Below are 23,222 nucleotides of genomic sequence, written 5' to 3'. Positions count from 1 at the left end.
AACGTCCTTTGTCATGCATTAAATGTTTTCAGTATGTCAGCGATTGAAATGGGCTAGGCAACACATTGAAAGGCTTGCTCCATCACATTCGTCGCGTGATTGGACGCGAGCGATTTCGGTGTCGATATCCGGATGACTCCTTGGGGGTAGCTGCTGAACGCAACGCCGTGTTTCCGGAACCGATCTCCGAGCGATTGACAATCCGCTTCTCGATGCAGCGGGTCTTGCGATTGGAGCAACAGAATCCCGCTGCGGAGTGACTCATCAATACCCAGCAAGTTCCACGGCGTGCCGTCGACGCATTGCTCAACGGTATCGAGGTTCCCTTGCTGACGCTCGAGTTGTTCTTGCAGATGCTTGCGTTTCGTTCGTTGTTCTTGGATTGCCGCATTCACAGTGAAGAGTGGAGTGACATTCACAGTCTCCAAGTACCGACTCACGGAGTTTCCGCCGATCTGTTGGCTGAATCTCAGCAAGGGATCTTCGAGTTCAGGGCAATGTCCTGATTGAAGGATTTGGCGAAACTGCTCAGCGACGATAGGACGTCCGCAGATCGCTACGCCAAGTGGATTCCCGCCTCCGAGCCACTTGTGACATCCTGTAATCGTCATATCAACGTGTTTCGTGGGTGATGGTTCAGGTAGCTGGCAAAAACTTTGAGCTGCATCAACGAGAACGAAACGGAGTCGACCGCTCGGTTTTAATCGTGAAAGGAGGTCCGAAATTGGCAGGCGAATTCCTAGATTGGTCACTGCCGGGAGGAAAATGCCGTCGCAGTCTCGATCAAGAAATGCGGCCGCAAGCGTTTCTATGAGCGATTCAGCCGAGAGTCCTTTGTCGAAAACCGCCGAATGGACTTCCGCGACAGACACTCCCTGACCACTTCGGGCAGCTTCGTCGGCGACGACATGTTGCCAGTGTGGCCAATTCATGTCGCAGGTCAGCACGTTACGGCACGCTCGAAACATGATGCGAGAAGCAATCCTCACAAGCTGAACTGATCGGCTCGCAAGAAAGACGTTCTCCGGATCGGAAATCGAAAAGTGTTTGGCGAATTCACGCTGAAGCGACTGGAGCCCATGCCAATGCTGAAACGAAGGATATTGAGCAAGGCGTTCCTCCGGCCAGGCGTCAGCTCCATTTCTGAAGAGATTCTCGCAGTACAGCGACGGATCGTCGACCAGAAGCCGATTTACGTCGAGCTGAGCCTGAGATGCGGACGCACACGTCCTGCCCAGCCTCGCGGTGTCTAAGTAAAGAACTGACACAGAGAGTACCTTTGCGTTGCGTTCTTTAGATCCTACTCGCCCAGGCTGAAACGATCCAGTATTTCCGCGTAAGGGGTCGCGTAGACGTTTAATCTGTTCCAGTTCGCCTCCGCGGCGCGAACAGAATCGAAATCGAAGTCCAGCGTGAACTTGCTTGTTCGACGATCGGAATCGTCGAATTCCTGGGTTCCTGTGGCCGTGAAACCATAGATGCCGATGTCGCGTAGTAACTCTGGCTCGTCTAGCAAATCGGACTTACGCACCAAACGAATAAAAACTCCATTGACCGATTGCTCGTGAATCCATTGCCTGAGCATTTCCGTTGGCAGTTCATCATCAGGTGGCCAAAGCTCATTCGTCACGATGACTGTTCGCTCGATCGTGACGACGGAGCGAGCAATGAGGTCGAAGTTCAGTTGCATGCTCTGCAATCCAGCTCCGTCTTGCCAGTACGACGTATTCTTCACCAGAGCAACCGACCGATAGACGAGCACGCTCGGATCACGCAGCAATTGTTCGTAAACAAGCCGCCAAGCCTCAGTACCCTGGAAAACGATTTTGCCGTCTCCTATCTCAGTGAGTTTTTCGACAGCGACATCCAATTCACGCATCGCCGACTTTCGATAGTTGGGCTCGACTCGTCCGCTGACACGAACCATCTGGTGCGATATCGCCCGATAACGTTTGAATACTTCTGCGTCATGCGCGAGGAAAAACGGAGTCTCAAGCAGCGTGGGATCGCGAGATCTGTTTTCTCGCGATCGCATCAGCAGCAGACCCAAACAAAGACTTGCCATTGTTCCGAAAAATGTCAGCGTGAGAAACCGTGAGTCCAACCACGCAACGCCCACCGACAATAGGCAGCCTGCAATGGCCACACTGGCGGGCAACCACCATTGAGAAGGGCTGATTTGAGCGGGTTTTTCCATGTGGCCAACCGTACGACAGTTTGGCACCGATGACAAGCGTCGAAAGTAGCTGTGATCAGGTGCCGACCTATGATCATCGTTGCCTGAACCAGTCCATCACCAACTGATTACATTTCTTGACGTGAATTTGATCTTGTTCACGATCAGGCTGTCGTTGCTCCCATTCGCCCGGCGTTTTGGTGCTACGCACCCAGCGGAAGTAGCTTGTTCTGGTCCAACGAAAACCGATTTCGGGGCCGTACACGGTTGCTCGAACCGGGCCGCTCTTGCATTGAAAAAGTAGAATTGGCTTTCCTGAACTTGTATTTGCCACAAGATCCTTCACCGGCGATTGGTTAGCAAGTCAACGAGAATTCCACGGTTGCACGTAGACCGGAAGCGATGCGGTATGACAAACCTTGGCTGATGATGCCGGAGTGCAGGATGATCGCTACCGGACAACATGTTTCAACCCGTTCGTTAGATTTCAGTGGGTGAATCGGCTCACAATGTCAAGAATGTCAGTAGGCCCACTATTCCCCGTTGGCCTTCCGGGCCGTCTCGTCCAGCAGTCGTCAATTGCGACGCGGGACAGTCAGGTTCGCAAGGCGAATAGGAGTCGAAAACAAAAGAAAACCTTTCGGCATCGCATCACTTCCGTATGACACGGAATGTCAAACTGAAACGAGCGAGGTACGTGCGTGAATGGAATGCGAAAGAACAACGTGAAATTTGTGGTGGCCAGCGGTCTTGAAAACCTGATTTTGAACCGTAGTCACCATCCGTTCTTTCAGCTTACGCTTTTGGAACGCGGTTTACCGACTGGCTTCTTGCAATGCGAAGTGAATCAGAAGGGCGTGTTGCTGTCACCTTCTTCGTTGGACTCGCCGCTGCTCTGGGTGAAAATCCAAGTGTGGCAACGGTCGACGATTTTTGCAACCAATGGCAAGTCGTCTCGTCCGAACGAACTGGAATCCTTCCAAGTGTCATCGTCCTTGTACAGCCGACTGACGGTCACGTTGTAAAGTGTTCCGTTCGTCGTTTCGTTTTCCCAAATCGCCGCTCGAATTCGTCCCAGACGAAATTCTTGAACGGGGCGAGTGGGGGACTTCTTCAATTGCTTACGCTGTGTGGCGGTAGCCATAACAGACTTCTCCTAAAAGGAACCAAGTAATTCGCTGACGAACATCGTCAGACAGGTCACGGATCCAAATCTCTCTTGCGACAGACAGGACAGTAACCAAGAAAGTTTTCAGATATCCCCGCTGGAAAGTACTGAAAATGAGACCAGCCCTCTTCGAGAGCTTCGCAAACAGTTGACGGTCCTTCGTTGTTGCACTTCGCACAAGAAAGGGTGAACGGGACCGAGTCGGGAATTCCGGCCAGATTGTCCAGGACCTCGTTGGCTCGCTGCAAAGCAAATGTTGCCATTGCAGTAGCCAGCGTTCTATTCCAGTCATCGCCAAGCCGGAGCCTACCCATCGTTTCGGGTGCAAAGCCATCCTTTTGAAGCCACCCAAGCAGAGCTTCGGCTAGCTCAAATACTTCCAGCCAATTGCCGGCTTGCCATTCGGCAAGGAGCGACTCCCAAGTTGCTTGCGGATCCATGACTAAGCCGCCAATGCGAGCAACTGGCCGACTCTGGCATCCAGCTCCGTACGGTCGCCTACGTAGTTGACCTTCTGGCTCAGTTTTGTCAGAGCATCAACCAGTGCAAAGATCGTAAATCCGCCTTGTTGCCGGGCAATCTCCATCGCGTCTTTGATCAGACCGCGAGGAATCTTTTCGGCAGACAACACTTTTGTCACCTCTTCTTCATCATTGCCAAGCTTCTCGCTCATCGCCTTCTTCATCACGGCAGCGAACGAATCACGGCGCTCATCGCGACGAGCGACCAGTCTTTCAAGGATCGAACGAATTTCGCCGAGTCCTTCACGAACATTGGCCGTGTGCTTGCGGCTGAAGTCAACAACTTCGGTCGCATCCCAGACAATGTGGTTCTGGCAGATCTTCTGAAACCAGAAAGTTTGAATGCCGAGCGAGCGTTTGCCGACTTCGCTATTCCAGACGAAAAAGCCTGGAGCGAATGCCTGCCCGTCGATCTCAGCCCAGCCAGTGGGGTCGATCATGAAAGCGAACAAATCCTGTTCACCGCAGTAGAGTCCCGTGCTTGTTCCATCCATCGCGGTTTGCGGCGGAGTGAAATCAGAAGCGAACTCGTTGACGACATCCAGAAGATCCGCATTCCACAGTCGCGTGTAAGCGACGCCGTGAACGCTGCGAACATTGCTGCCCGTCGTCAAAACTTGCAACGGCTTTTCAGCGTGCGGCAACGTTTCATCAAACACCTTGCTGGCGGTTCGATGGGACAGCCGATTGACGGTCTCCTTGCTCACACCAGCCATGCGGCACATCTGCGAGAATGACCAGTCATTCAGGTGCAGTTCGTTTCCATCGCCGGTACACAACGTCATATCGTGTGTCAGCGTCAGATCCTGGGGGCGTTCCCATAGATCCTCCGATTGCAACCGTTGTTTCGAGCAGTGTTCGTACAACTTGTCGAACGAATCGTAAGATTCATCAGGGGAACGCCGGAACAGTTCGTTGTGAGCCTTTGTTAGTGTGGCCATCGCAAAATACCCTTCGGTAAAGGAAAGAAAAATTGCTAGGCCGACGCAGCCCAGCAAAGAGATTGCCCCGAGGGACGATCGCTGGGCTGGCAACGACGCAGTTGCTCAGCAAGTCATAAAAACCTTTTGACCACCGACCTCTCTTGACGGCATGTACGGCTGACGGAAGTCGTCAAAAGAGAAGTGATGTTTTTGATTACCGGTATGGATTGGGAAGGAACTGCTCGGTCAATAGACCAATTCCCTATCATGTAAATCAGGAATAGTCACGTGCTCCGAGATCCAGTCTGGAGCGTCAGTCCGTTGGCGGACGATATGGCCACCTGAGACGGCGAGACATTGGAGCCATTGCAGACTGACAGACCACTGTCGCTCGCCGAGTTGTGTGCGGATGAATCTTGCATGCTCGGGCTGTAGAACTGCCCAGAAACATTCACCATTTCGCAGCGAGGCTCGTCGCCGAGCGAAGATAAGACTGTGCTCTGTCTCCGCCTCAAGCCAGCAAAGTCCGTCTGCATTCACCACCGCTATCCAAGAATCGTTCATGATTCACAAATAGCACATCGAATCGAAAAGGTACATCTTTTCAAGAAACAAAATCAAATCGAGGCCGCTTTCCTCGGAGCCGGTCATCGTTGGGTTCACCCGGCCCCGCCCCGACGATGATTGGCGCAGAGGACAGCGGCTATCGCGACAACAGCCTTCCGAAGTCTGCCACAACCGCTTTCTTTGGAGAGTGTCGGAGTTTGGGTTCGACGCCATTGACTAACGACGGGCGGCTGCCAACGCCAAGCCGCAGAAAACTGCCACTCGGTCAACCTGCGGATGCACAGAGTTTGCCCAGTCAAGAATTTGCGGTTTGGACTCAGAACCATCAGTCAGCCGGGCTTCCGCAACGGACGTCCATGCTTCCGCACGATACAACGCTTGGGAGTTGGAAACTTTCGAGGCTTGTTCCGCTGCGTCTCGCCAGCGTCCCTTCGCTGCCAAAGAGATTGCGAGTTGTTTGCGGGGGCGGTTTGCATCGCCAAACCAAGCTACCGTTCCGCGAACAAGGTTTGCCTCAGCGAGGGCAAACTCCCCGGCTAACGCATCAGCCGTTGCCAGCACGTTCTTCATTTCCGAGCCACCATGTCCTTGGTCAATTCGACTTTGAGCGGAACGACGCGCGTCGCGATAGTCAGCCAAGTTGCCGCGTTCAGCGTTGAGGATCGCCAGTTCTCCGAATCCCCTGGCTGCCTGTGCCCGTTCTCTAGCAGTGTTGCCCCTGCGTTGCGAATTCTTCACGAGGTCAACGACTGCTCCCTGTAGGCCCGGAAGATCTTTGGCCCAAGCTGCCATCAACGATCGGTTGTAACCGTAAGAACGATATTTGACGAGGAGAATCGCCTCCGGTCCAACGTTTGTATCTCCATAAAGCCGGTTTAGCAGAGCTTTGATGTAAAGAAAGTTTTGCTCATCAAACGTAGCTTTGGAGTTCAGAAAACCGGCCGCATTCGCCAGATTGAGGCATGTCTCCATCGCTCCGCTTGAGTCTCCCAAGTCAGTTTGCATTGTTGCAAGATGTCGGTGATACGTGATGATCCTTTGAATCGTGAGTTTTTCATCGGCACGATGTCCAGTACTTGCATAGACGTATGAGCCGTTGTAGGACCTCTTGACGGCTGGTCGCCGCCGCCAGATATCCGACCATGCGTCGAAAATCTGTTCGTCGTAGTTGGTGATGGCTTGCTGGTATCGCTGATTCTTACCCAACAGATTCCAAGTCCGCGCTATCTGTATCCAGACCGACGCCGATTTAAGCGGTTCTTGGATTTGAAACGCAGTTTCTTCGGCCTTGTTCATGAGTGAGGCCATATCGACGATGTCAACTGGAACGACAACCGGCTCTTTGTCGCCTGAATCGCTCACGCCGGTCGCTGTACCGACCGAACGTGCAATTCCCGCAAACGCTGCGGCTCTTTGTGAAGCCATCGGAAGCGACATCGACCATTGAACGAGAGACAACAAGCTGTCGCCGGATCGAATGCGATGCTCAACGTAGCTTGCACATGCGGGAGCCGACCATCGTTGTTCCGCAAACCGCTCGAATAGCTCCGGCAGATTATTGCCACGAACTTTTTGTGGAGCACCCTTCATAACTCGGAATAAGACGGACGCCCGGAGATATGGGTCGGGAATGTTATTTGCAACAGTGACAGCGGACGTCCAACGGCGCTGCAGGATGTTGGCTTCGGCAAGCCGGAGCGTATAGAGATAACCTGGGAAGTCCCGGATTTGGACCGGTGCCAGAGCGTTCTCGGTACGGAGCATCGCCCTGTAAAACTGGGGACGGTTGTTACGTCGAGCCGCCGCGATTGCGGCGTGGCCGTAGGCATTCGCATTGATGAGAGCTTTAGGGTATTTCAGCTTCTCCATCTTTTCGCACATGGCAAATACGGTTTCTGGCGATTCCGTCCAAGAGGCAGCCCGTGCCCTCTGGTTGAGAATTTGCCTTTCGGTTTCGCCAAACTCAATCTTCAGGTTTGCCGGCGAAATCGAGAGCTGAAGCAGCCTTTCACTGTGCGAGGCGTGCCCAAGCTTCGCAGCCAGGCCCGCTAGGTTTGCGAGGTGGTTGCTACGAATCTGCATGTGCGAAATTTGTGTGCAGGATGCTTCCGCATCTTCGAGCAGTTGTTTTCCCAACGCAGGATTGAACGACTCATGCTGGCAGAGATCGATAATTGATTCGACTGCTCGAGAGGGATTCGTCATGCGTGGCAGTGCGGCAATGGCCTGACGCATCGCGTCGCGTGCTTCGGGTTCGTTGCCAACTAATTGCCAAGCCGATGCGATCGGTAACCACCCCTCAGAGAATCCAGAATCATTTGGAGCCGCCGTCTTTAATTCACGTGACGCCTTCGACAGCCATTTGTCGTGAGTCAGTCTTTTCAAAGACCGTTCCAACTCGTCTAGCCGTGGATGTTCCGGATGAGAGATGGAAAAGGTGACGAGCGCGGACAGAATTTCACGAGAATCCTTGCCCTGAATCTCGGCACGGAAGTTCGCGTAGGTGAGATCAGTTTCGAGTGCAGTAAGAAGTTCGATCGCCTGCTGTGCATGTTTTGAGGCGAGACTTGGATTTTCCGTCTCAAACGCAGACTCAGCGAGCTTCTCTACTTTTTGCCACGTTTGTTCGCCTTCTTTTCCGAGGCCAGTTCTGCTGTCATCGAGCTTCGCCATTATTGCTTTGAGCTTCGTTTGCCTTCGCTGCAGAGCATTAAGAACCGCTGGGTTGTACTCCTTCGCTTTTGGGGTAACCATCGAGAAAATGTTGGGAGCCGACTCGCCCGTTTCTTCGCCAGGAGTTGCCTGGGTTTGGATGACGGTTCCCTGCGGCTCATCAGCCGAAACCAAGCTGCCGACTACACCAACTCCGTTGAAAAAGAACGTTCGAGGTGAACCGTATGCGAGCTGTAGAGTCATGACGATGACATAGAATGGCCAGCGGCTACAAAAGTGTTTCCGATGTATTGGCTTCGCAAGGCAATCGCTGTTGTTTCTCATTGTGTGTTCCGACTTGAACTAGGGAGAGAGCAGTTGTTGTTCGACCAACGCTTGTCCATGATCCCTCAGAAGTTGTTGGGCACGTTTTACCGGCTGCAAAATATGCGGTTTCTTCAGCTTTTGTGCCCAATACTCAGGGAATGAACCGAGCGGGCGTGGATTGTTGACGGTCGGGTTTTTTCCACCGCCGAAAATATAGAGCCTTTCAAGGCCTTCCATCGTCTGTTCGAGTGCTCCGAGTCTTTGAAGCCGTGCCAGTGAAACCGGCTTTGAATCGAATGTCCGCTCGACGTCCCAAGGGTTGCTGTCGCTGTTTGGCTGGAGATTACCGGGAGCAGTGAAGGGTTGTAGGAACTTCTCAACATCACGCATCTCATTTTGCAAGGCGTTTTCTCTTGCAGACTTCGCTGATGATTCCTCCCGCTCACGCTGCATCTCAGCAATTCGACGTCGCAATTCAATCGCTTGATCCAGTTGGTCTTGCTTTGCCAGCCGTATTCGGCGGATCACCGGCTCCCTCTCTCGCCTAACAATTCGCTCAGCTTGTTCGCGGGCAAGTCGAGTTGTTTCCTGCTCGGCTATTTGAAGCGACTGGGCGCTTGCCGCTATAGCTTCGTCAATTCCTTCCGCGTTGATCGATGGCCTTTTTGAAATCGCACTCAGCTTTGCCGCCTGCTGCTGAAGTGCATCAAGTGATTGGACGATCTTGGCACATGCATCTTCCGACAATTCGCTACGCGTTAAGTTTTGAGACAGGAACTTAAGTCGCTCACGAATTCTTGCCATCTCTGGCGTCTTTGACCCAGGAAATGCCTGCTCAACTTTGCCAACCTTTGCTTCCCAATCATTGGCAACGCTATACTCGGCCTTGTGATTAGATGTAGCCGGCTTTTCATCGTCCCTGTCGGTTTGACCGTCTTGCGACAGAGAGTTGCGTTTCCTGTCGGACGGATCTGAGTCTGGAATCCAAGTGGCAGCGAGGAAGACCACCTCACCCACGACCAAGAAAATCACGGTGACGATTCGATGACGGCCAATCTCGATCGTTGACCTTTGATACGGTGATAACTTCGACATGAGCATTCAGGGAGCGAGGAGGCCATCCTCAACGAGAATAGGGCCGTAGTCACGCAATAGTCGCTGTGCTTCTTTCACGCGACCACGAACACTTGGTTTACGAAGCTCCGCGATTGAATTCAATCTTGGGAAGCTGCCAAGGGGGCGATCATTCCGTTGAGTCGCCGACTTTGAGCCGCCGATGCGAAGCAATATGGCGAGTCCCTTCTCCGAATTTTCCAACGCACCGACGCGTTGAAGTGCAGAGTACGAAACCGGCTGCTTGGTGTTTTGGTGGACGATTTGGTCAGCCGATTTCGGTTGAGCGTATCCGGGCGTTATGAATGCAACGAGGTCGGTACGGATTCGATCGGATTCTCTTTGGTAGTCTTGCCGCGTTGCCAACGGGACGGGTGCTTCCTTCTCAGTTGACGAGGTCAGGGAATCGCCTTTTTGGACGCGGGCCAGTTGCAGTTGCAGGTGGGCAACCATAGCGACTTCGTTGTCACGCCCATTTTTGAGTTCGTTTAATTCTTTTTCGAGCAACGCTTCCGTTTCGTTCTTTGCCTTCTCAGCGGCGGCGTTCACACTATTTGTGAGAGCAGCCGCTCGCATTGAGTACTTCGCGAACAAGTCGTATTCGCCTGGAGGGACTGACCGAGCGGAGTCTCGAAGCTCTTTCAGTTGATCCACGCGTGCTTGATGAAACGCGAAGAGAACCAAAGCGTATTCGCCAGTCCTCTCAGCTATTTCCATGTTGCGAGTCAGCGATTCGACGTTATCTGCGCTTGAAGGTTTTATGAGGCCTTCAATTTGATTTTGTAAGTCAGCAGCGGTCACCTGCGATTGAAACGGTAGGGGGAGTTTACGCAGAGCGATGAAATGCAATAGTAGTCTTTCGCCTCCAGCAATCTGTTTTCCAGCCGTGTCGTGCAGGGTTTCGTCCAGCAGCGTCGACCACCCAGTCTCTGCAGATTCAAGATGACGGAGACTTTGTTTTGCTTGAGCCAAGCTGACCTCAAAAGATAACTGTTGCAGTTGAGTTTTGATCTCCGAAAAGTTCGTATCGAGTGGCGTTGGTACAGGATCTGGATCCGGTTCCGGAGGGATGACTGGCCAATAGTGCAAAAGTAGGGCACCCGCAGTAACTCCAGAAGCAAGACAGAAAAACAGTAGGGGAACGAGTGCAGTCGAAAGCCACCAATGCCGCTTTTCTCGTCTCCGTCGCTGCTCGACTGAAAGAGAAGGTGTCGACGATTCATTTGTGGCACTCAGATCAGCCGACACTAGATTCGTCCAACTCCGTAGCTGCACGGTTGGCGTTGAATGCCATCGCCGCGACAATCGCCAAGACTGCACTGATAACAAATGCAGGAAGCGACCATTGCAGAATACCGAATAAGATTCCTTGGATGGCAAAAACAGTGGCGCCAACCATGGTCGCGTGAAGCACGACCGGTTTCGCAGCGAAATCGCTGTTAGCGATATAAGCCAAATGGGCGGCGTACCCAGCGACGCCCATAGCAACCAAACCGAGCACGATTCCAAGCGAAGCCAGCAATGCGATCGCAGAGGTAGGAATCGCAACGACTGCGACTGCAAGTGAGGCGATGCCGACCGACAAAATGTGATGAATCAACGATGCACTTGCAGCTTTCTTCCGATCTGCTGCGTTCTTAATTTCCAGTTGTCGGTGTTCTTCGACCTTGATGGCATCCTCACCCCAACCTGCAAGGACGTAGGGGCCTATCAACACCGCTGGGTCGCGGCGGACGCGTTCGGTCACTTTTTCAGCGCTTCGTTTTTCGGTGAACAAGTCCCACTCGACGCATTCGTGGCGGAACAACTCACCTTCGAGAATACGTAGTTGCCCACGAAGCCAATCCGGGCAATGTTCGATCAAATCGCTGTATTTTGGTGGCAACGGATGAACCGTAGAGCCTGGCTCATTCAGAGTTGGTTGGCGAACATGATGGACGTGGTGAGCTTGTCGGTGCTGAATGTCGTAGTCAGACACCCGGAGCGTCTCAACCATGTAACCAATTTGAAACATACGTTCGCTCGGCTCATCTGCGATTCGCTCTTTCTTCCTCATTCCTGCCAGCTCAACAACAGCGACGCGACGAAAATAGGCAAAACGACAAGTCGTTGATGCTTCTTGAATCTGACCAATCAAATGCTCTTGCTGAAGAGAGTCAAATAGTGCCAGCACATCGTTTGCGAATTTCAGACAAGCATCTTCGAGACGCCGCCGACCGTCAGACCACGCATCAGCGGGAGAGAGATCGGCATATTTGAAGTCAACAAACGAGCGAGTCGGAAACGGGAAGCGAACCTGCTCCACCATCTGGCTTTCCATCTCAGCAGCCAACTCACCCTGCAATTCAGCCGTCAATGCATCGCCACGAAACTCGATCGCAGCCTTCGCAATTGCTGGGACGAAGTCGCTTAGCTCGCGATACCATTGCTGAATCTGCGAAGTGCTCGCCGTGACAATCCGAATCGTGTGATCGATACCACGATCGCCCGAAGCTGCACCGGCTCGGGAAAATGGGAGTCGAGACCATAATTCACCCGCCAAACCATTCGCCAGACGTTGCTTCGCCAATTCGTCGATAGTGAACAACGCACCGTTAGAACGCGAAACCTCCGTTGTCTCGCGATCTAATTCCGAAGCCACACGATTGACCGTCGGCGACGATTGATCGCCAGCAAGTTGGACCATGTTCTAGCCTCGGAGCATAGGTATTTCAGGGGTTTTGACGCCATAGCTTAACAATTCTACATCCGCTTTAACAGTAAACTATTGGTGGGCCGAAGAGTTTCGACCCTGATCACTGGCCGTTCGATTCGGTACGACGCATGGGTGGCGACGAGCTGATTGCAGCTTTCCCCTCGCTGGTCGAGCCGCTGACGGTCGGGCGAGCCGGAACTCGCGAGCAATCCCATTCGGAAGACAGGAATGTCCGAGAATTGTCCGAGAACTCTTGGTACTCGTCCGAAAACATTGTAAAATCTGGACTGTTGGCGACGGAATACTTCGTTACCCCATCATCCACAAGTGCATTTACAACAACAAGTTACGGCGCATTCTTCGCTTAGCTGATTAGGTTGAAGTACCGGACTGTCGATCCGGAGGTTGCGGGTTCGAGTCCCGTCCGCGTCGCTTTTGAAAGCCCCGTCTATGACGGGGCTTTTTTCATTTCTGGCTTCTCGCCGTACAGTTTTGCTGTCACTTCGGTTTGGGAATCTTCCCAAAATGCTAGCGATAGGAGCCTGATATGCCTGGGATGATTGTCTCTACACCGGATGCCCCAGAGCGGTCACGCCAGGGGCACCATCAACGGACGGGGCACCATCAACGGCGCGATCATTGATTAGCGCCGTTTGGGACCCATGGCAGCCATCTCGGAAGATGACCGCGCGATAGCTGGAAATTTGATCAGTGTCCGAAGTAGCTCGCGCAAAGCGAAGGTTGTCCTACCCTTTCGGCCAGGCATCATCGACGCGAGGTTTCCGGTGCGTTCTCCAATGGTGGCTGGCATGGTTCGCGTCCAACTTCTTGTCCGTTGTCGCCGCGCCTCAGTTTGTCGCCTCACCCCTGGCTGTACCGATGACGAGGGCGAGGCGTGGATTGCAACGATGATCCAAAACAAGACCCAGCACCACGGCCGACCGCGATTGGCATTAGTGCCGCATCGTGACCCCAAAACTGAAGACGTCCGCACTCAATCGGTTTGTCACGGAGGTGCCGGCGACTGGTCCAGACGCTGGTGACACGATTGGCCCTTCGCGGGTGTTTTCGAAGTAGTGCGAGTAGGCAGTATTGATGGAGACATCACGACAGAGGTTGTAGGACGCTCCGACGCTTAGCAGGTGCTGATAGATCAGCGGTGAGGCGACATTGTAAAACGACTCGCTGTTTCGAATCGGATTCTGGTTGAAGGTGTAGCCGCAGCGAAGCTGTATGCGTTCGTTGATGCGGCGTTGGGCTCCCATCGAAAGCGCGAAGATGCTGCTCCAGTCGAGCCCCTTGAGGCTGCCGTCTGCTTGGAAAGTGGCGGAGTCTCCCAGGCCATCCGTGTTGGCATAGTCGATGAATCGGGCATCCACTGCGAACAACCAGTCTTGGTAAGACGTCAAAGCGGCACCTACCGAAACGATCAAAGGCAAATCGAAATCAGCGGTGAGGGTTCGAGGCAAACCGTTTTCGTCTTTGCCTTGAAATTCAAACTGTTCCATCCACGTCGGACTCTTGATCGAAGCACCCAAATTGACGCCGTTTTGTCCAGTGTAAAATGCACCGGCTTGAAAGCCGCCGCCCCAGTGGTATTTCGCGGCGCGACCTGAGGAGTAAGTCGAGTCAGCATTGACGCCGTCAAACACAAACGGATCGATACCAAGTTGCCCAGTGGTGATCAGCGGCCCGGCTGCGAACGAAAGCCGATCGGTTGCTGCATACGACAACACCGGTGTGATTTGCAGGAACGTTGCTTCGGAATTGACGCCACCTAACCCAGTCGGTTGCGGGGCCAAGACTGGGTTGGTCGGATCGGCTGAGAGACTGGTCTTGAATCCGGCGACAGAATTGACGCCCAAACCAAGCGTCCATCGTGAACCTAGGATCGGGTGCACCCAGCCAAAATTAGGCACGGGCAGCACGCCGGGATCCGCATCGGTTGAACCTTCAAATGGACCGAAAGTGGACTGCACTTGGTGATCGGTGGACAACAAGTCGAGGCCCACTTCTAGTTCACCCTTTTCCATGCCGCTAATGGTTGCGGGATTCCAATACAGCGCGCCAATGGCGCTGGTCGGTGCCGCGGTCGATGCCCCCCCCATTGATCGGTGAACGGGTCCACCGGCGGAGATGATGATTCCCTGCGAGTACGCTTGCTGCGAAATCATTGCCGCCATCAGAATGAAAACGACGTGTCTGTACCTGAATGCCACTTTGCTTGCCCCCTAGAAGTTATGCCGGACTGATTGCCCTCCATGGCCCCTTTAACTCCGACAACTGGCACATCGGTCACGAAATGAGATCAGACCCACTAAATAAAGCTCGGATGCGTTCAGATCGGAGCATGTCGCAGTGTGCTAACGCTTAGGGAGATTCTGCGGGCGTCCGTCAACCTTTCGATCGCAATAACTGACTCCACAGCCCCGCTCCAGAGAGGGTTCAGCGACAGCACTCGACGATGACGGAACCCCGTATCGGCGTGTGTTTTCCCGCAATTTGCTGGTTCGGGCTGGCGATGTGCCGAAGGTACAGTAACAGCGTCTTAGAATTGCTCGTCGCATATCTACCGATGTAGCTACTGGACTTATAAATGAATGACTGGGGCAAGCCAACACAAACCGACGAGGTGTTTGTTGAATCGACAAACACGGGGGATCTTCGTGCGCAGCGAGTTTGGCTTTTCGCTTCAGTGATGAGCGCGACTTGGCTCTTCTTTGCAATCTTTCTTTGGTGGCGCCAATTTTCAGTTGCGGCACAAGCCTGCGTCGGTGCTTTCCTAACGATTTCTCTGATCAATTTTCTGTATCGAAACAGCGACAATTTCAGTCGCATCATGAATCTGAATCTCGCAACCAGTGCGGTGGGGTTGTTTTGTGTTTCAGTCAGTGATCCCGCGATGCACGGGACGATGCTTTTCTATCCCGTTTCGATCCTAGTTTCGTCGCAGTTGCTGGGCGTACGTTCTGCCTTCGTCTGGTTCTGCATCAATCTGGTGGTCATGACCGGGTTCTTTTTGTGGATTGACGGAGTTGACGTTCTGTTCTCCACCAACAGACTTGATGAACTGGTTTTGCTGTTGGGAGTCGCTGCCTGCGTCTATTTTTGTTGTCATCAAGGTGAAGAGTACTATCGCCGGCGAACTGACGGGCTGATCGATCTCAGCCAAGACCTTCAGGCCAAAAGCGAAACGCTCCATACGCTCGCGACTACCGACGCGCTGACCGGATTGGTAAACCGTTTTCAGTTTCAAGAACGACTTCGCGAAACGGTCCAAGAGTCGATCGAAACATCGATTCCAATGGCTCTCTACCTGATCGACATGGATGGATTCAAAGAGATCAATGATACGCTGGGACATCCCGTGGGCGACGAAGCGTTGGTGTCGATCGCCAATCTGTTGCACGCGGAATTTGGCGGCGACGCGGAGGTGGCAAGACTGGGCGGCGACGAGTTCTGCCTGATCAAGACCAACGTAGGTAGCCCCGATGATGCCGATGCGATCGCTCAAGCGGTCCTTGAATTGTTGACGCATCGATGTGTTTTGGCGGACACCAGTTTTCCGCTGAGTGCCAGCGTGGGCTATTGTCGGGTGCCTGAACACGCTACGACGGACAAGGACGTGCTCGCTTTCGCGGACACCGCCATGTTCCACGCCAAAGAACATCGGCTCGGATATGCGTGCTATGAACGCGAAATGACAGAAAAACTGGTTGAATACCGGACCGTCCAAGAGAAGCTTTCGCTGGCTCTCGAACGCGCCGAGTTCTTTCTGGTTTATCAGCCACAAGTTTGTTTGGAAACCGAAGTCGTCACCGGCGTCGAGGCTCTGCTGCGTTGGAGAAGCGACGGGGAGATCGTGTCACCTGTGCGATTCATTCATTTGTTGGAACGAAGTCGCGAAATTCTGCCTGTCAGCAACTGGATCATTCAGCAAGCCTGTTGCCAATTGGCACAGTGGGATGCGGAAGGATTTTCCATCAGCATGTCAGTCAATGTCAGTGCTTTGCAATTTGCCGATCCAGATTTCTTGTCGACCGTGCAAAACGCCATTCAAACTTACGGGGTCGATCCAAAACAACTGGATTTTGAAATTACCGAAGGCTTGTTGATCGACGACATCGAAGCAGCGGTTGAAAAACTAAACCAGCTCAAAGTTCTCGGAGCGAGCATCAGCATTGATGATTTCGGAACGGGCTATTCTTCGCTCGCATACCTGCGTCAATTGCCGATCGATCGCCTGAAAATTGATCGCGCTTTCATCAAGGACTTTCCAGACGCCGATGATGGAATGATCGCCAACAGTATCATTGTGCTGGCAAAGTCGCTGGGACTTAAAGTACTGGCCGAAGGCGTTGAAACGAAGCAGCAACTTGACTTCCTGCACTATCAAGACTGTAACGAATACCAAGGTTACTATTTCAGTCGGCCGGTCTTACCTGACGAAGCAGTTCCGTTTTTTACGATGGTAAACGAATCCGCATCGTTGAGGTCCAAAGCAAAGTCCAATGCATCCATCGATCGCTAACTCGACTTTTGCTAACTGAGTTCGACCGCGGAGGCGTCTTCGACCAGGATTCGGAGAGTGCCACTTTCGTCAGCTATCTCCGTTCGCCCCCAGTTCGCTTGAGTGTCGGCAAGTGTTGGTGCAGTCGATCGAATCGTCCATCCCGACATCTCGGTAAATAGCATGTCCGCGTTGACGGGCAACGTCATGCGACCAATCTTGACTGGAACAAACAGCCGTTCGTGGTCACCGTCGGCGTACATCGCGCCAACTCGCCAAGCCGCATCAAGCAACAGCGCTGGAACCGACCCAAACCACTGGCACTTGGGGTCCGGCCGAAAAATTGCGTTGCGGTCGCGATCGCGGATCTGAATTCCTTTCAAGCAATCAAACGCACCCGACAGATCCACGTTCGAATGATGCCCTTGGCAATACGGGTCGACCAACGTGGAGCCATTGGACGAGGAAACGTCAGGCTGAAACGATTCCTCGCAGGAACGAAGCGCATTTGCTTCCCAGCGAAACGTCAATCTTGCCGACGCACAAACCACGTCCTTCGATAGCACGCGGCCTGTTGGATGCAGCACGTCGCAAATCATCCAAGCATTGACGGAGTCTCCCATCTGTTCGACCAAAATGCGTAGATTTGGATCGCAGTCCCCAGTTTGGCGAACAAATCGCATGAACGTCATGTCCTCGATGGTCACATCGACGATGCGGCCAGAATCGGGATAAAGCTGCATGGCCGTGCCTACCAAACTGTCGGTGACCCAAGCGCCTGGCAAAGTCGACGTGTTGCGAACCCGATGAAATTCAAGGCACTCCACTTTTGATAGTTCGATCGATCGTTCAAGCATACGGGGGCTGCCTGCGCTGACCCCCTGCGAAAGAGAGTTCGGGGACGCAAGCTGCAGTGGCACCGTTTCTAACTGATACTTCACATGCTCCGATGCGGACACGGGCACATTGATCGCCGATCCTGTGCGACCGCCTAAGACATCGCGAAAAAGTTGTTGCCCGATTTCCGGCGTAATCCCAGACAGACTGCGTTGTTTCGACAGGGCACGGTACTCGCTGCCTCGCGTCATTCCGATTCCGTCCCAAGCCAACCAAGCCAGACTTGTCCATCGAGCCGGATCACCATCGGAGTTCATCGCGCAAAGCCGATCCATCGTCTCGTTCGCCGCACCGTAATCGTGCTGCCCATCGTTGCCAAAGACGCTGTACGCTGATGTCAGCACGTGGGTGGCAACGGGTTTGCCAAATTGACGCTGGCACGAATCGACCAAATGGTTTAGTCCGGCAACTTTGACTTGGTAGGTTTTTCTGAATTCAGATAACGTGCGATCTTGCAAGCGTTTTGAAAACTGAACCCCCGCGCCGTGAATCAATAGATCGACTTTGCCAAAACGAGCTGCTATCTGTTTGACGACTTTCGCAACATCATTCGCCGCTGTGACATCGACGACATGGTATTCAACACGACCGCCCATCCGACGGAGCGATTCCATTGTTTGGTGTGCTTCCCAACGGGCACGCGTCGATTCGAAACGGCGTTTCATTTCGACCACCGATGAACCGGGATTCTGGGCGACATAGTCACGATAGAATTCTTGTTCAACCGAAGGGGCGTCCGGATTGTCCGGGCCTGCTTCCAGAGGACTGCGACCCAGTGCGATGACCGTGCACTGATAGTCGCGAACAAGCGATTCCAGCATCACCGCCGTCACGCCGCGGGCGCCGCCGGAGGCAACCACGACGGAGTCTTTGTTTAGCGCAACCTGCGGCGTGCTGTTCTGTCGGATTGGCGTCGGACGCAGTCGCCGGACAAGACGCGTGTTTCCATCGTAAATGGTTTCCTGTTCTAGTTCCGTCTGCCCGCGTTCCAACGCAAACGCCTGCATCGCGCCGGCTAGCCCGCCACGCCGTGTGCAAAGGGTGCCGAGCCGAGAAGAGGGGATCTCGCGATGGATCGATTTCAGCAGTCCTGCGACCGATCCTGACCGAGGATGAACGACGCCGTTCCATCCTCCGACGAACAATCCCCATAGCTCGGTTCTAGCATCGTCCAGTCGTTCAAGGTATCGCTGGGCCACAAGAAACAGCAGCTCGCACAAATCGTTGTCACCAGCGACATTGTCGAGTGTCTTCGATCGCTCCCAGGATGAAATCGTTTGGACCGCCGTGATGACGTCAGCTTGGAATGCGCTAATCGCATCCAACGCATTTCCCCGTGACGCATCGTTATCCAAATCGACCGCGACTAGGTTGGAAGTATCAAAACCGGCGATCACGCTTTCCGACGATTGGCCCACTACGACGACCAAACCACGCGAGCAGTACCCAGGCAAAATGTCGATTAATTCGGCGACCAGGTCGGCGTCAGATGGCACGATCACAACGAACGAATCGGTCCGATTGCTGGCTGTTTCCCAGTTGATCGGCTTGGCAGGTTTTTCCACCCACACCGGTGCATGAATTTGACATTCTGCATCCGTCGACGCAGACGCCTGAGACGTTGCTGCCGGTGGAGCCTTTTTAGTTTCAGCGGTGTCGCTTTGTTGACCAAGTATTTCGATCAGCTTTTGGGCTTTTTGGTTGCAGGCGCCCGCTGGATCGGCCGTTGTAGAATCGAATTGGTCGGCGACTTGGTTCAGCTTCGCGAGTGCTTCAGTGACACCGGACAGAACTTTCCATCCTTGCTGCTTCGCGACTGTCTTGGTCGTCATGCCAAACGCGGCAGCATACTCGTCGGTTCGTTGATCCGGGTTGTCGGACACACTGGATCGTCCGTCCGGTCGGCTTTGCGAATTCGCTTCGACGGCCGCAACGAGGGCCAAGTTTGTGCCTGCCTGACGCCCCCCCTGAAGCAACAAGGTGGCTGACGAAATCGCTGCTTCCAACGAATTCGCACCGGCGTCGACCACGAAATTCGGGCCATTAATATTTAGTAGCAGTGCGGCGCGACCGGCAGCCACATTAGGCATCATGCACTGCAGCGTGTAGGAACGCGAAGGTCTCGCCCGCATGTAGGCGGTGTCCAACGCAGACAGCAGTCGATCGTGTCCGCTGAGCTGACGGCGAAAACGCTGAGTCCTGATTCGAGTGGTGGCTTCAATGCCCCGTTCACTCTTGCCGCTCATCGCCAAGACCATGCTGGTTTCTTTTCGCAGTTGGTCGTCGAAGTTTGGCAGTTGCGAGACAACTTGGCTGGCCAAGTTAATCGCTAGCGACTGGCTGATATCCATGTCGTCGGCCAACTCGGGCAGCACCAGCATTCCTTTGGGCAATGCTCTCTTGTTTCGATCGAATCGGAATCCCTGGTATGTTTCGATTTCGGGTGCGATTTGCTGGCAGGCAACGAACACCAGTTCTTCGCTGTCGTTTTCCGATACAGTCTGGCTGCCGACGTCGGAGTTGCTGGGCGACGACACTGGTGTGGGGCTTTCCAAAACCATGTGGGCATTGGCGCCGCCAAACCCAAACCCATCGACTGCTATCCGAAGTTGAGTTTGGCTAAGTGGAACGGGATCATGAGGCACATCCAGAGTGCCCGTAGCATTCTCCACCGCCGTCGATGGTTGCTGGTGAAACGCTTGAGCAGGAAAGATGCCACGTTTCATGTACTGGATTGCCGCGATGATCGACGCGGTTCCCGCTGCCCATCCCGTATGGCCAAGGGTGCTTTTCAAACTGTGAATGGGGATCGGCGCATCTAACTGGTCGACAAAGAAACGTCGCAATGTTTCCACCTCGGTCGAATCGCCTACCGGCGTCGAAGTGCCGTGTGCCTCGACCGCGTGTATCGACGCAGGGTCGATTCCGTAGTCGGCATAGCATCGTTGGAGCGAAAGAATTTGTCCGCTTGATTGCGGGACATTGGCCGAAGGGCTTCGGCCGTCGCTGGAAAGTCCTGCGCCTCGCAAATTCGCATGGATGGTTAGCCCCCGTCGTTCGGCGTCCTCGGTACGCCGGAGCGTGACGATTGCAGCACCTTCGGAAAACACCACTCCGTCGGCGCCGGCGTCAAACGGTCGGCACCCAGTGGAGGTCGTTCCGCGAAACTGCGAAAACAAACAACTGTTGCCAAGTCCGGGGCAGAAACTGCCACCTGCGATGACGGCGTCCGCCTGTCCGCTCTCAAGTAACCGCATGCCCAGCGCGACGGTGTAAAGAGAAGAGGCGCACGCGGCGTCCAGCAAAGTGACTTCCAGCCCCGGACGCACCATCCGATCAAAGACTTCCTGCACCGCATTGTGTGGCGTGCGTCCAAACGATCTGGCGGTGTTCATTCTTCGATCAACATCAGGATCTCGCGGGTCGATTCCAGCGTAAAGGAGCGACGACACTTCGTCTTGATCCTCAAATCCATCCGCGGTCGCTCCGATCAAGCACACCACGCGTTGGGCACCGCCGAGCGATTCCACGCAGGGGGACAACGCGATGCTAAGCAATTGTTGTGATCGCGTCCATTTTTCAAAGACACTTGCCGAGACGCCGGCGGGCACCGAAATATCCGCGTCGTTGACTCTGCCTGACAAGTGCGAAGTCGATCGATCAGCAACGAGAGTTTCTGAGTAGAAATCCTCGGACCAGTGCGGATCAAAGTCACGCTGGTCAATGATCCCCATTTGTTGCTGAGTGATCGCGGCAAAAAGTTGGTCGGGCGAACTGGCGCCGCCGGGCAGAATGCAACCGCAGCCGACAATCGACACCGGCGACACGCCCCGCCGTTTCAATCTGGGCAGTTGGCCTGACGCGTCGCTGGTCCTGGCTGCGGCTGCGGTTCGGGATTTGACTTCTTGCGTTTCATGCGGAGGCAGCGGATGGCTTTTTTTGTCGAGCTCTACCTTCGGTCGTGATCCGGAGCCGGGCAATGTTTCTTTGTCGGCAAGACAAAGAACTTCGTGCTGGGGCGGGCTGGTTGGCTGTTCGTTTGCGTGGTCGTTTTCCTGAGGAGCGGCGGGCAAAGCTTTCGTGATCAAGCCCGCGAGCGAGCCGGTGGATCCGCAATCGACGAAGTTGGCGACGCCGGCTTTGACCGCATCAGAAATTGCACCCTGGAAATCAAACGGACGAAGCAATTGGCCCGCAAGCACTGCCGCGATGTCGTCATTCTCAGTTACAAATCGCCGACCAATGGGCGAATAGACCGAACGCTTTGGTGGTTGAAAATCGAGCCCACGAAGGTCGGCAAGCCAACTGGCTGCTGCGGTTTGCAATTGCGGATGATGAAACGAAGTGGGGCTGGGAACGCGGACCGTACTGACACCAGCACTCTTGAAGAACTCACTTAGCTCAGCTAGTTGGTTCACCGGACCGGAGGCCACGGTTTGATGCTCATGGTTTCGGCCTGCCACGCAAACTTGATCCAGACCGAGCATTTCAATCTCGGTTTCGATTCGATGACGCGGCGCAAAAACGACGAGCAATCCTCCGTCAGCCGGCGCGTGCTTTTGAACGGCGCGAGCTCTGAAACATACGATGCGGACACCGGTCAGCAGGTCAAAGCACCCTGCCGTCTGAAACGCTGCGATTTCGCCAAAGCTGTGCCCGATCAACATGCTCGGGTCGAAACCGCGTGCTTGCCGGAGCCTCGTCCCTAAGACGTTTTGAAGATGAATCGCCACCTGCGACAGCGTCGGCGTGGCATTCACTGCCTGCTCGCAGAGTTCGACCGAACCGGAGCAAAGTGCTTGCGAATCGCCACCCAGGATTTCGCCTGCGATCAAGGCGCACTGAGCTAGTTCATTCTGAGCCGACGATGTGAGATTCCGAAACTCATTGACTCTCTGGCAAAACAACGTCGCGTTGAACGCACCCTGCCCGGAAAACAACCATGCCTCGGAGCGGTCGGAGTTTTGTTCTGCTGGGGCGACTGAATCGGATGAGACTGTTTCAAACGGCGAAGCGATAGCCTGCGGACGAACCACCTGCAGACCAATCACTTGCGGGCCGATGACTTGCGGGCTGGGATATCGCTGGGCAAGAAACTGAACCGCTGCGTCTCGGTACTCGTCGGCAAACAATGCGTCCAGGTCCCCGCCGCCCGACAAGATGCGATCGCGAAAGGATTTCTCCGACGGCGCCTCTTCGATCTCACGCATCGCATCCATCGCTTCGCGCAGCGCTGGAGGCATCGGCATGGGGTTGCCAGTTTTGGCATCGGCAACGATCAATGTCTGGAAACCAGCGCAAACTCTGCGTCCTTGAACATCAAAGACGCGGTAACAGAATCTCGCGCTCACGCGGCCCCACTCTTCAAGCGTCAACAAAATCGCGACCCGGTCGCCCAATTGAGTTGAATGAAGATTGCGGGCATAGGCATCCGACGTCAACAAATGCACTTGATCCAGCGCGTCTCGTACGCCCGGGACGTCAAAGATCCGCTCGCCGAACAGAAAAGATTCGCGGGCCGCACATTGGAATTTAAATGACGTCAAAAAATGATGGCCACCGTAGGCCATCGTGTCATCGAAATGGATCGTGTAGTCGGTTGCAAAAAATGCCATCAGACATCTGCCAAAAAGAGAAAACGAACAACGATGAAAAGAATCTGGTCGTGATCGA

12 protein-coding genes are annotated in these 23,222 nt (G+C 54.0%); 1 reads left to right on the top strand and 11 read right to left on the bottom strand.

Going from position 1 to position 23,222, the window contains the following annotated elements; genetic code table 11:
- Window positions 1-53: 53 nt before the first annotated feature.
- The 10 genes from K239x_RS25590 to K239x_RS25540 form a co-directional block, all read right to left on the bottom strand.
- Complete coding sequence (locus K239x_RS25590; protein WP_145421137.1) at window positions 54-968, bottom strand: aminotransferase class V-fold PLP-dependent enzyme; 915 nt, start codon at window positions 966-968, stop codon at window positions 54-56.
- Between the two features lie 332 nt (window positions 969-1,300).
- Entirely contained in the window at window positions 1,301-2,197 is an 897-nt protein-coding gene (locus K239x_RS25585) for a hypothetical protein (protein WP_145421136.1), read from the bottom strand.
- 826 nt (window positions 2,198-3,023) lie between these two features.
- Complete coding sequence (locus K239x_RS25580; RefSeq protein WP_145421135.1) at window positions 3,024-3,320, bottom strand: hypothetical protein; 297 nt, start codon at window positions 3,318-3,320, stop codon at window positions 3,024-3,026.
- Window positions 3,321-3,376: 56 nt separating this feature from the next.
- Window positions 3,377-3,784, bottom strand: a complete 408-nt coding sequence (locus tag K239x_RS25575; protein WP_145421134.1) for a hypothetical protein — start codon at window positions 3,782-3,784, stop codon at window positions 3,377-3,379.
- A 2-nt stretch (window positions 3,785-3,786) separates the two neighbouring features.
- Window positions 3,787-4,806 carry a DUF932 domain-containing protein gene (locus tag K239x_RS25570; RefSeq protein ID WP_145421133.1) on the bottom strand — a complete coding sequence of 340 codons (1,020 nt, stop codon included), beginning with the start codon at window positions 4,804-4,806 and terminating at the stop codon, window positions 3,787-3,789.
- Between the two features lie 765 nt (window positions 4,807-5,571).
- On the bottom strand, window positions 5,572-8,271 hold the full coding sequence (locus K239x_RS25565; protein WP_145421132.1) for a hypothetical protein: 2,700 nt from the start codon (window positions 8,269-8,271) through the stop codon (window positions 5,572-5,574).
- Between the two features lie 99 nt (window positions 8,272-8,370).
- Entirely contained in the window at window positions 8,371-9,366 is a 996-nt protein-coding gene (locus tag K239x_RS25560) for a hypothetical protein (protein WP_145421131.1), read from the bottom strand.
- Between the two features lie 69 nt (window positions 9,367-9,435).
- Window positions 9,436-10,419 carry a hypothetical protein gene (locus K239x_RS25555; protein ID WP_145421130.1) on the bottom strand — a complete coding sequence of 328 codons (984 nt, stop codon included), beginning with the start codon at window positions 10,417-10,419 and terminating at the stop codon, window positions 9,436-9,438.
- A gap of 265 nt (window positions 10,420-10,684) precedes the next feature.
- Window positions 10,685-12,133 (bottom strand): hypothetical protein, encoded by a 1,449-nt coding sequence (locus K239x_RS25550; RefSeq protein ID WP_145421129.1) that lies wholly within the window; start codon window positions 12,131-12,133, stop codon window positions 10,685-10,687.
- A gap of 962 nt (window positions 12,134-13,095) precedes the next feature.
- On the bottom strand, window positions 13,096-14,316 hold the full coding sequence (locus tag K239x_RS25540; RefSeq protein ID WP_419189390.1) for an OmpP1/FadL family transporter: 1,221 nt from the start codon (window positions 14,314-14,316) through the stop codon (window positions 13,096-13,098).
- Window positions 14,317-14,738: 422 nt separating this feature from the next.
- On the opposite strand from K239x_RS25540, the gene K239x_RS25535 reads away from it, so the two are divergent.
- On the top strand, window positions 14,739-16,673 hold the full coding sequence (locus K239x_RS25535; RefSeq protein WP_145421127.1) for a putative bifunctional diguanylate cyclase/phosphodiesterase: 1,935 nt from the start codon (window positions 14,739-14,741) through the stop codon (window positions 16,671-16,673).
- 11 nt (window positions 16,674-16,684) lie between these two features.
- Here K239x_RS25535 and K239x_RS25530 read toward each other — a convergent pair whose 3' ends face one another.
- Window positions 16,685-23,164: a type I polyketide synthase gene (locus tag K239x_RS25530; protein ID WP_145421126.1), complete on the bottom strand. Its 6,480-nt coding sequence runs from the start codon at window positions 23,162-23,164 to the stop codon at window positions 16,685-16,687.
- Between the last annotated feature and the right edge of the window lie 58 nt (window positions 23,165-23,222).

This window comes from Stieleria marina (genome assembly GCA_007741555.1).
Classification (GTDB): domain Bacteria; phylum Planctomycetota; class Planctomycetia; order Pirellulales; family Pirellulaceae; genus K23-9.
This window is presented reverse-complemented; position numbering and strand designations above follow the sequence as displayed.

Bases quoted from the DNA above. Each gene is read 5' to 3' on its own strand.
- K239x_RS25590 (WP_145421137.1), bottom strand. From the start codon at position 968: ATGTTTCGAGCGTGCCGTAACGTGCTGACCTGCGACATGAATTGGCCA.
- K239x_RS25585 (WP_145421136.1), bottom strand. From the start codon at position 2,197: ATGGAAAAACCCGCTCAAATCAGCCCTTCTCAATGGTGGTTGCCCGCC.
- K239x_RS25580 (WP_145421135.1), bottom strand. From the start codon at position 3,320: ATGGCTACCGCCACACAGCGTAAGCAATTGAAGAAGTCCCCCACTCGC.
- K239x_RS25575 (WP_145421134.1), bottom strand. From the start codon at position 3,784: ATGGATCCGCAAGCAACTTGGGAGTCGCTCCTTGCCGAATGGCAAGCC.
- K239x_RS25570 (WP_145421133.1), bottom strand. From the start codon at position 4,806: ATGGCCACACTAACAAAGGCTCACAACGAACTGTTCCGGCGTTCCCCT.
- K239x_RS25565 (WP_145421132.1), bottom strand. From the start codon at position 8,271: ATGACTCTACAGCTCGCATACGGTTCACCTCGAACGTTCTTTTTCAAC.
- K239x_RS25550 (WP_145421129.1), bottom strand. From the start codon at position 12,133: ATGGTCCAACTTGCTGGCGATCAATCGTCGCCGACGGTCAATCGTGTG.
- K239x_RS25540 (WP_419189390.1), bottom strand. From the start codon at position 14,316: ATGATTTCGCAGCAAGCGTACTCGCAGGGAATCATCATCTCCGCCGGT.
- K239x_RS25535 (WP_145421127.1), top strand. From the start codon at position 14,739: ATGAATGACTGGGGCAAGCCAACACAAACCGACGAGGTGTTTGTTGAA.
- K239x_RS25530 (WP_145421126.1), bottom strand. From the start codon at position 23,164: ATGGCATTTTTTGCAACCGACTACACGATCCATTTCGATGACACGATG.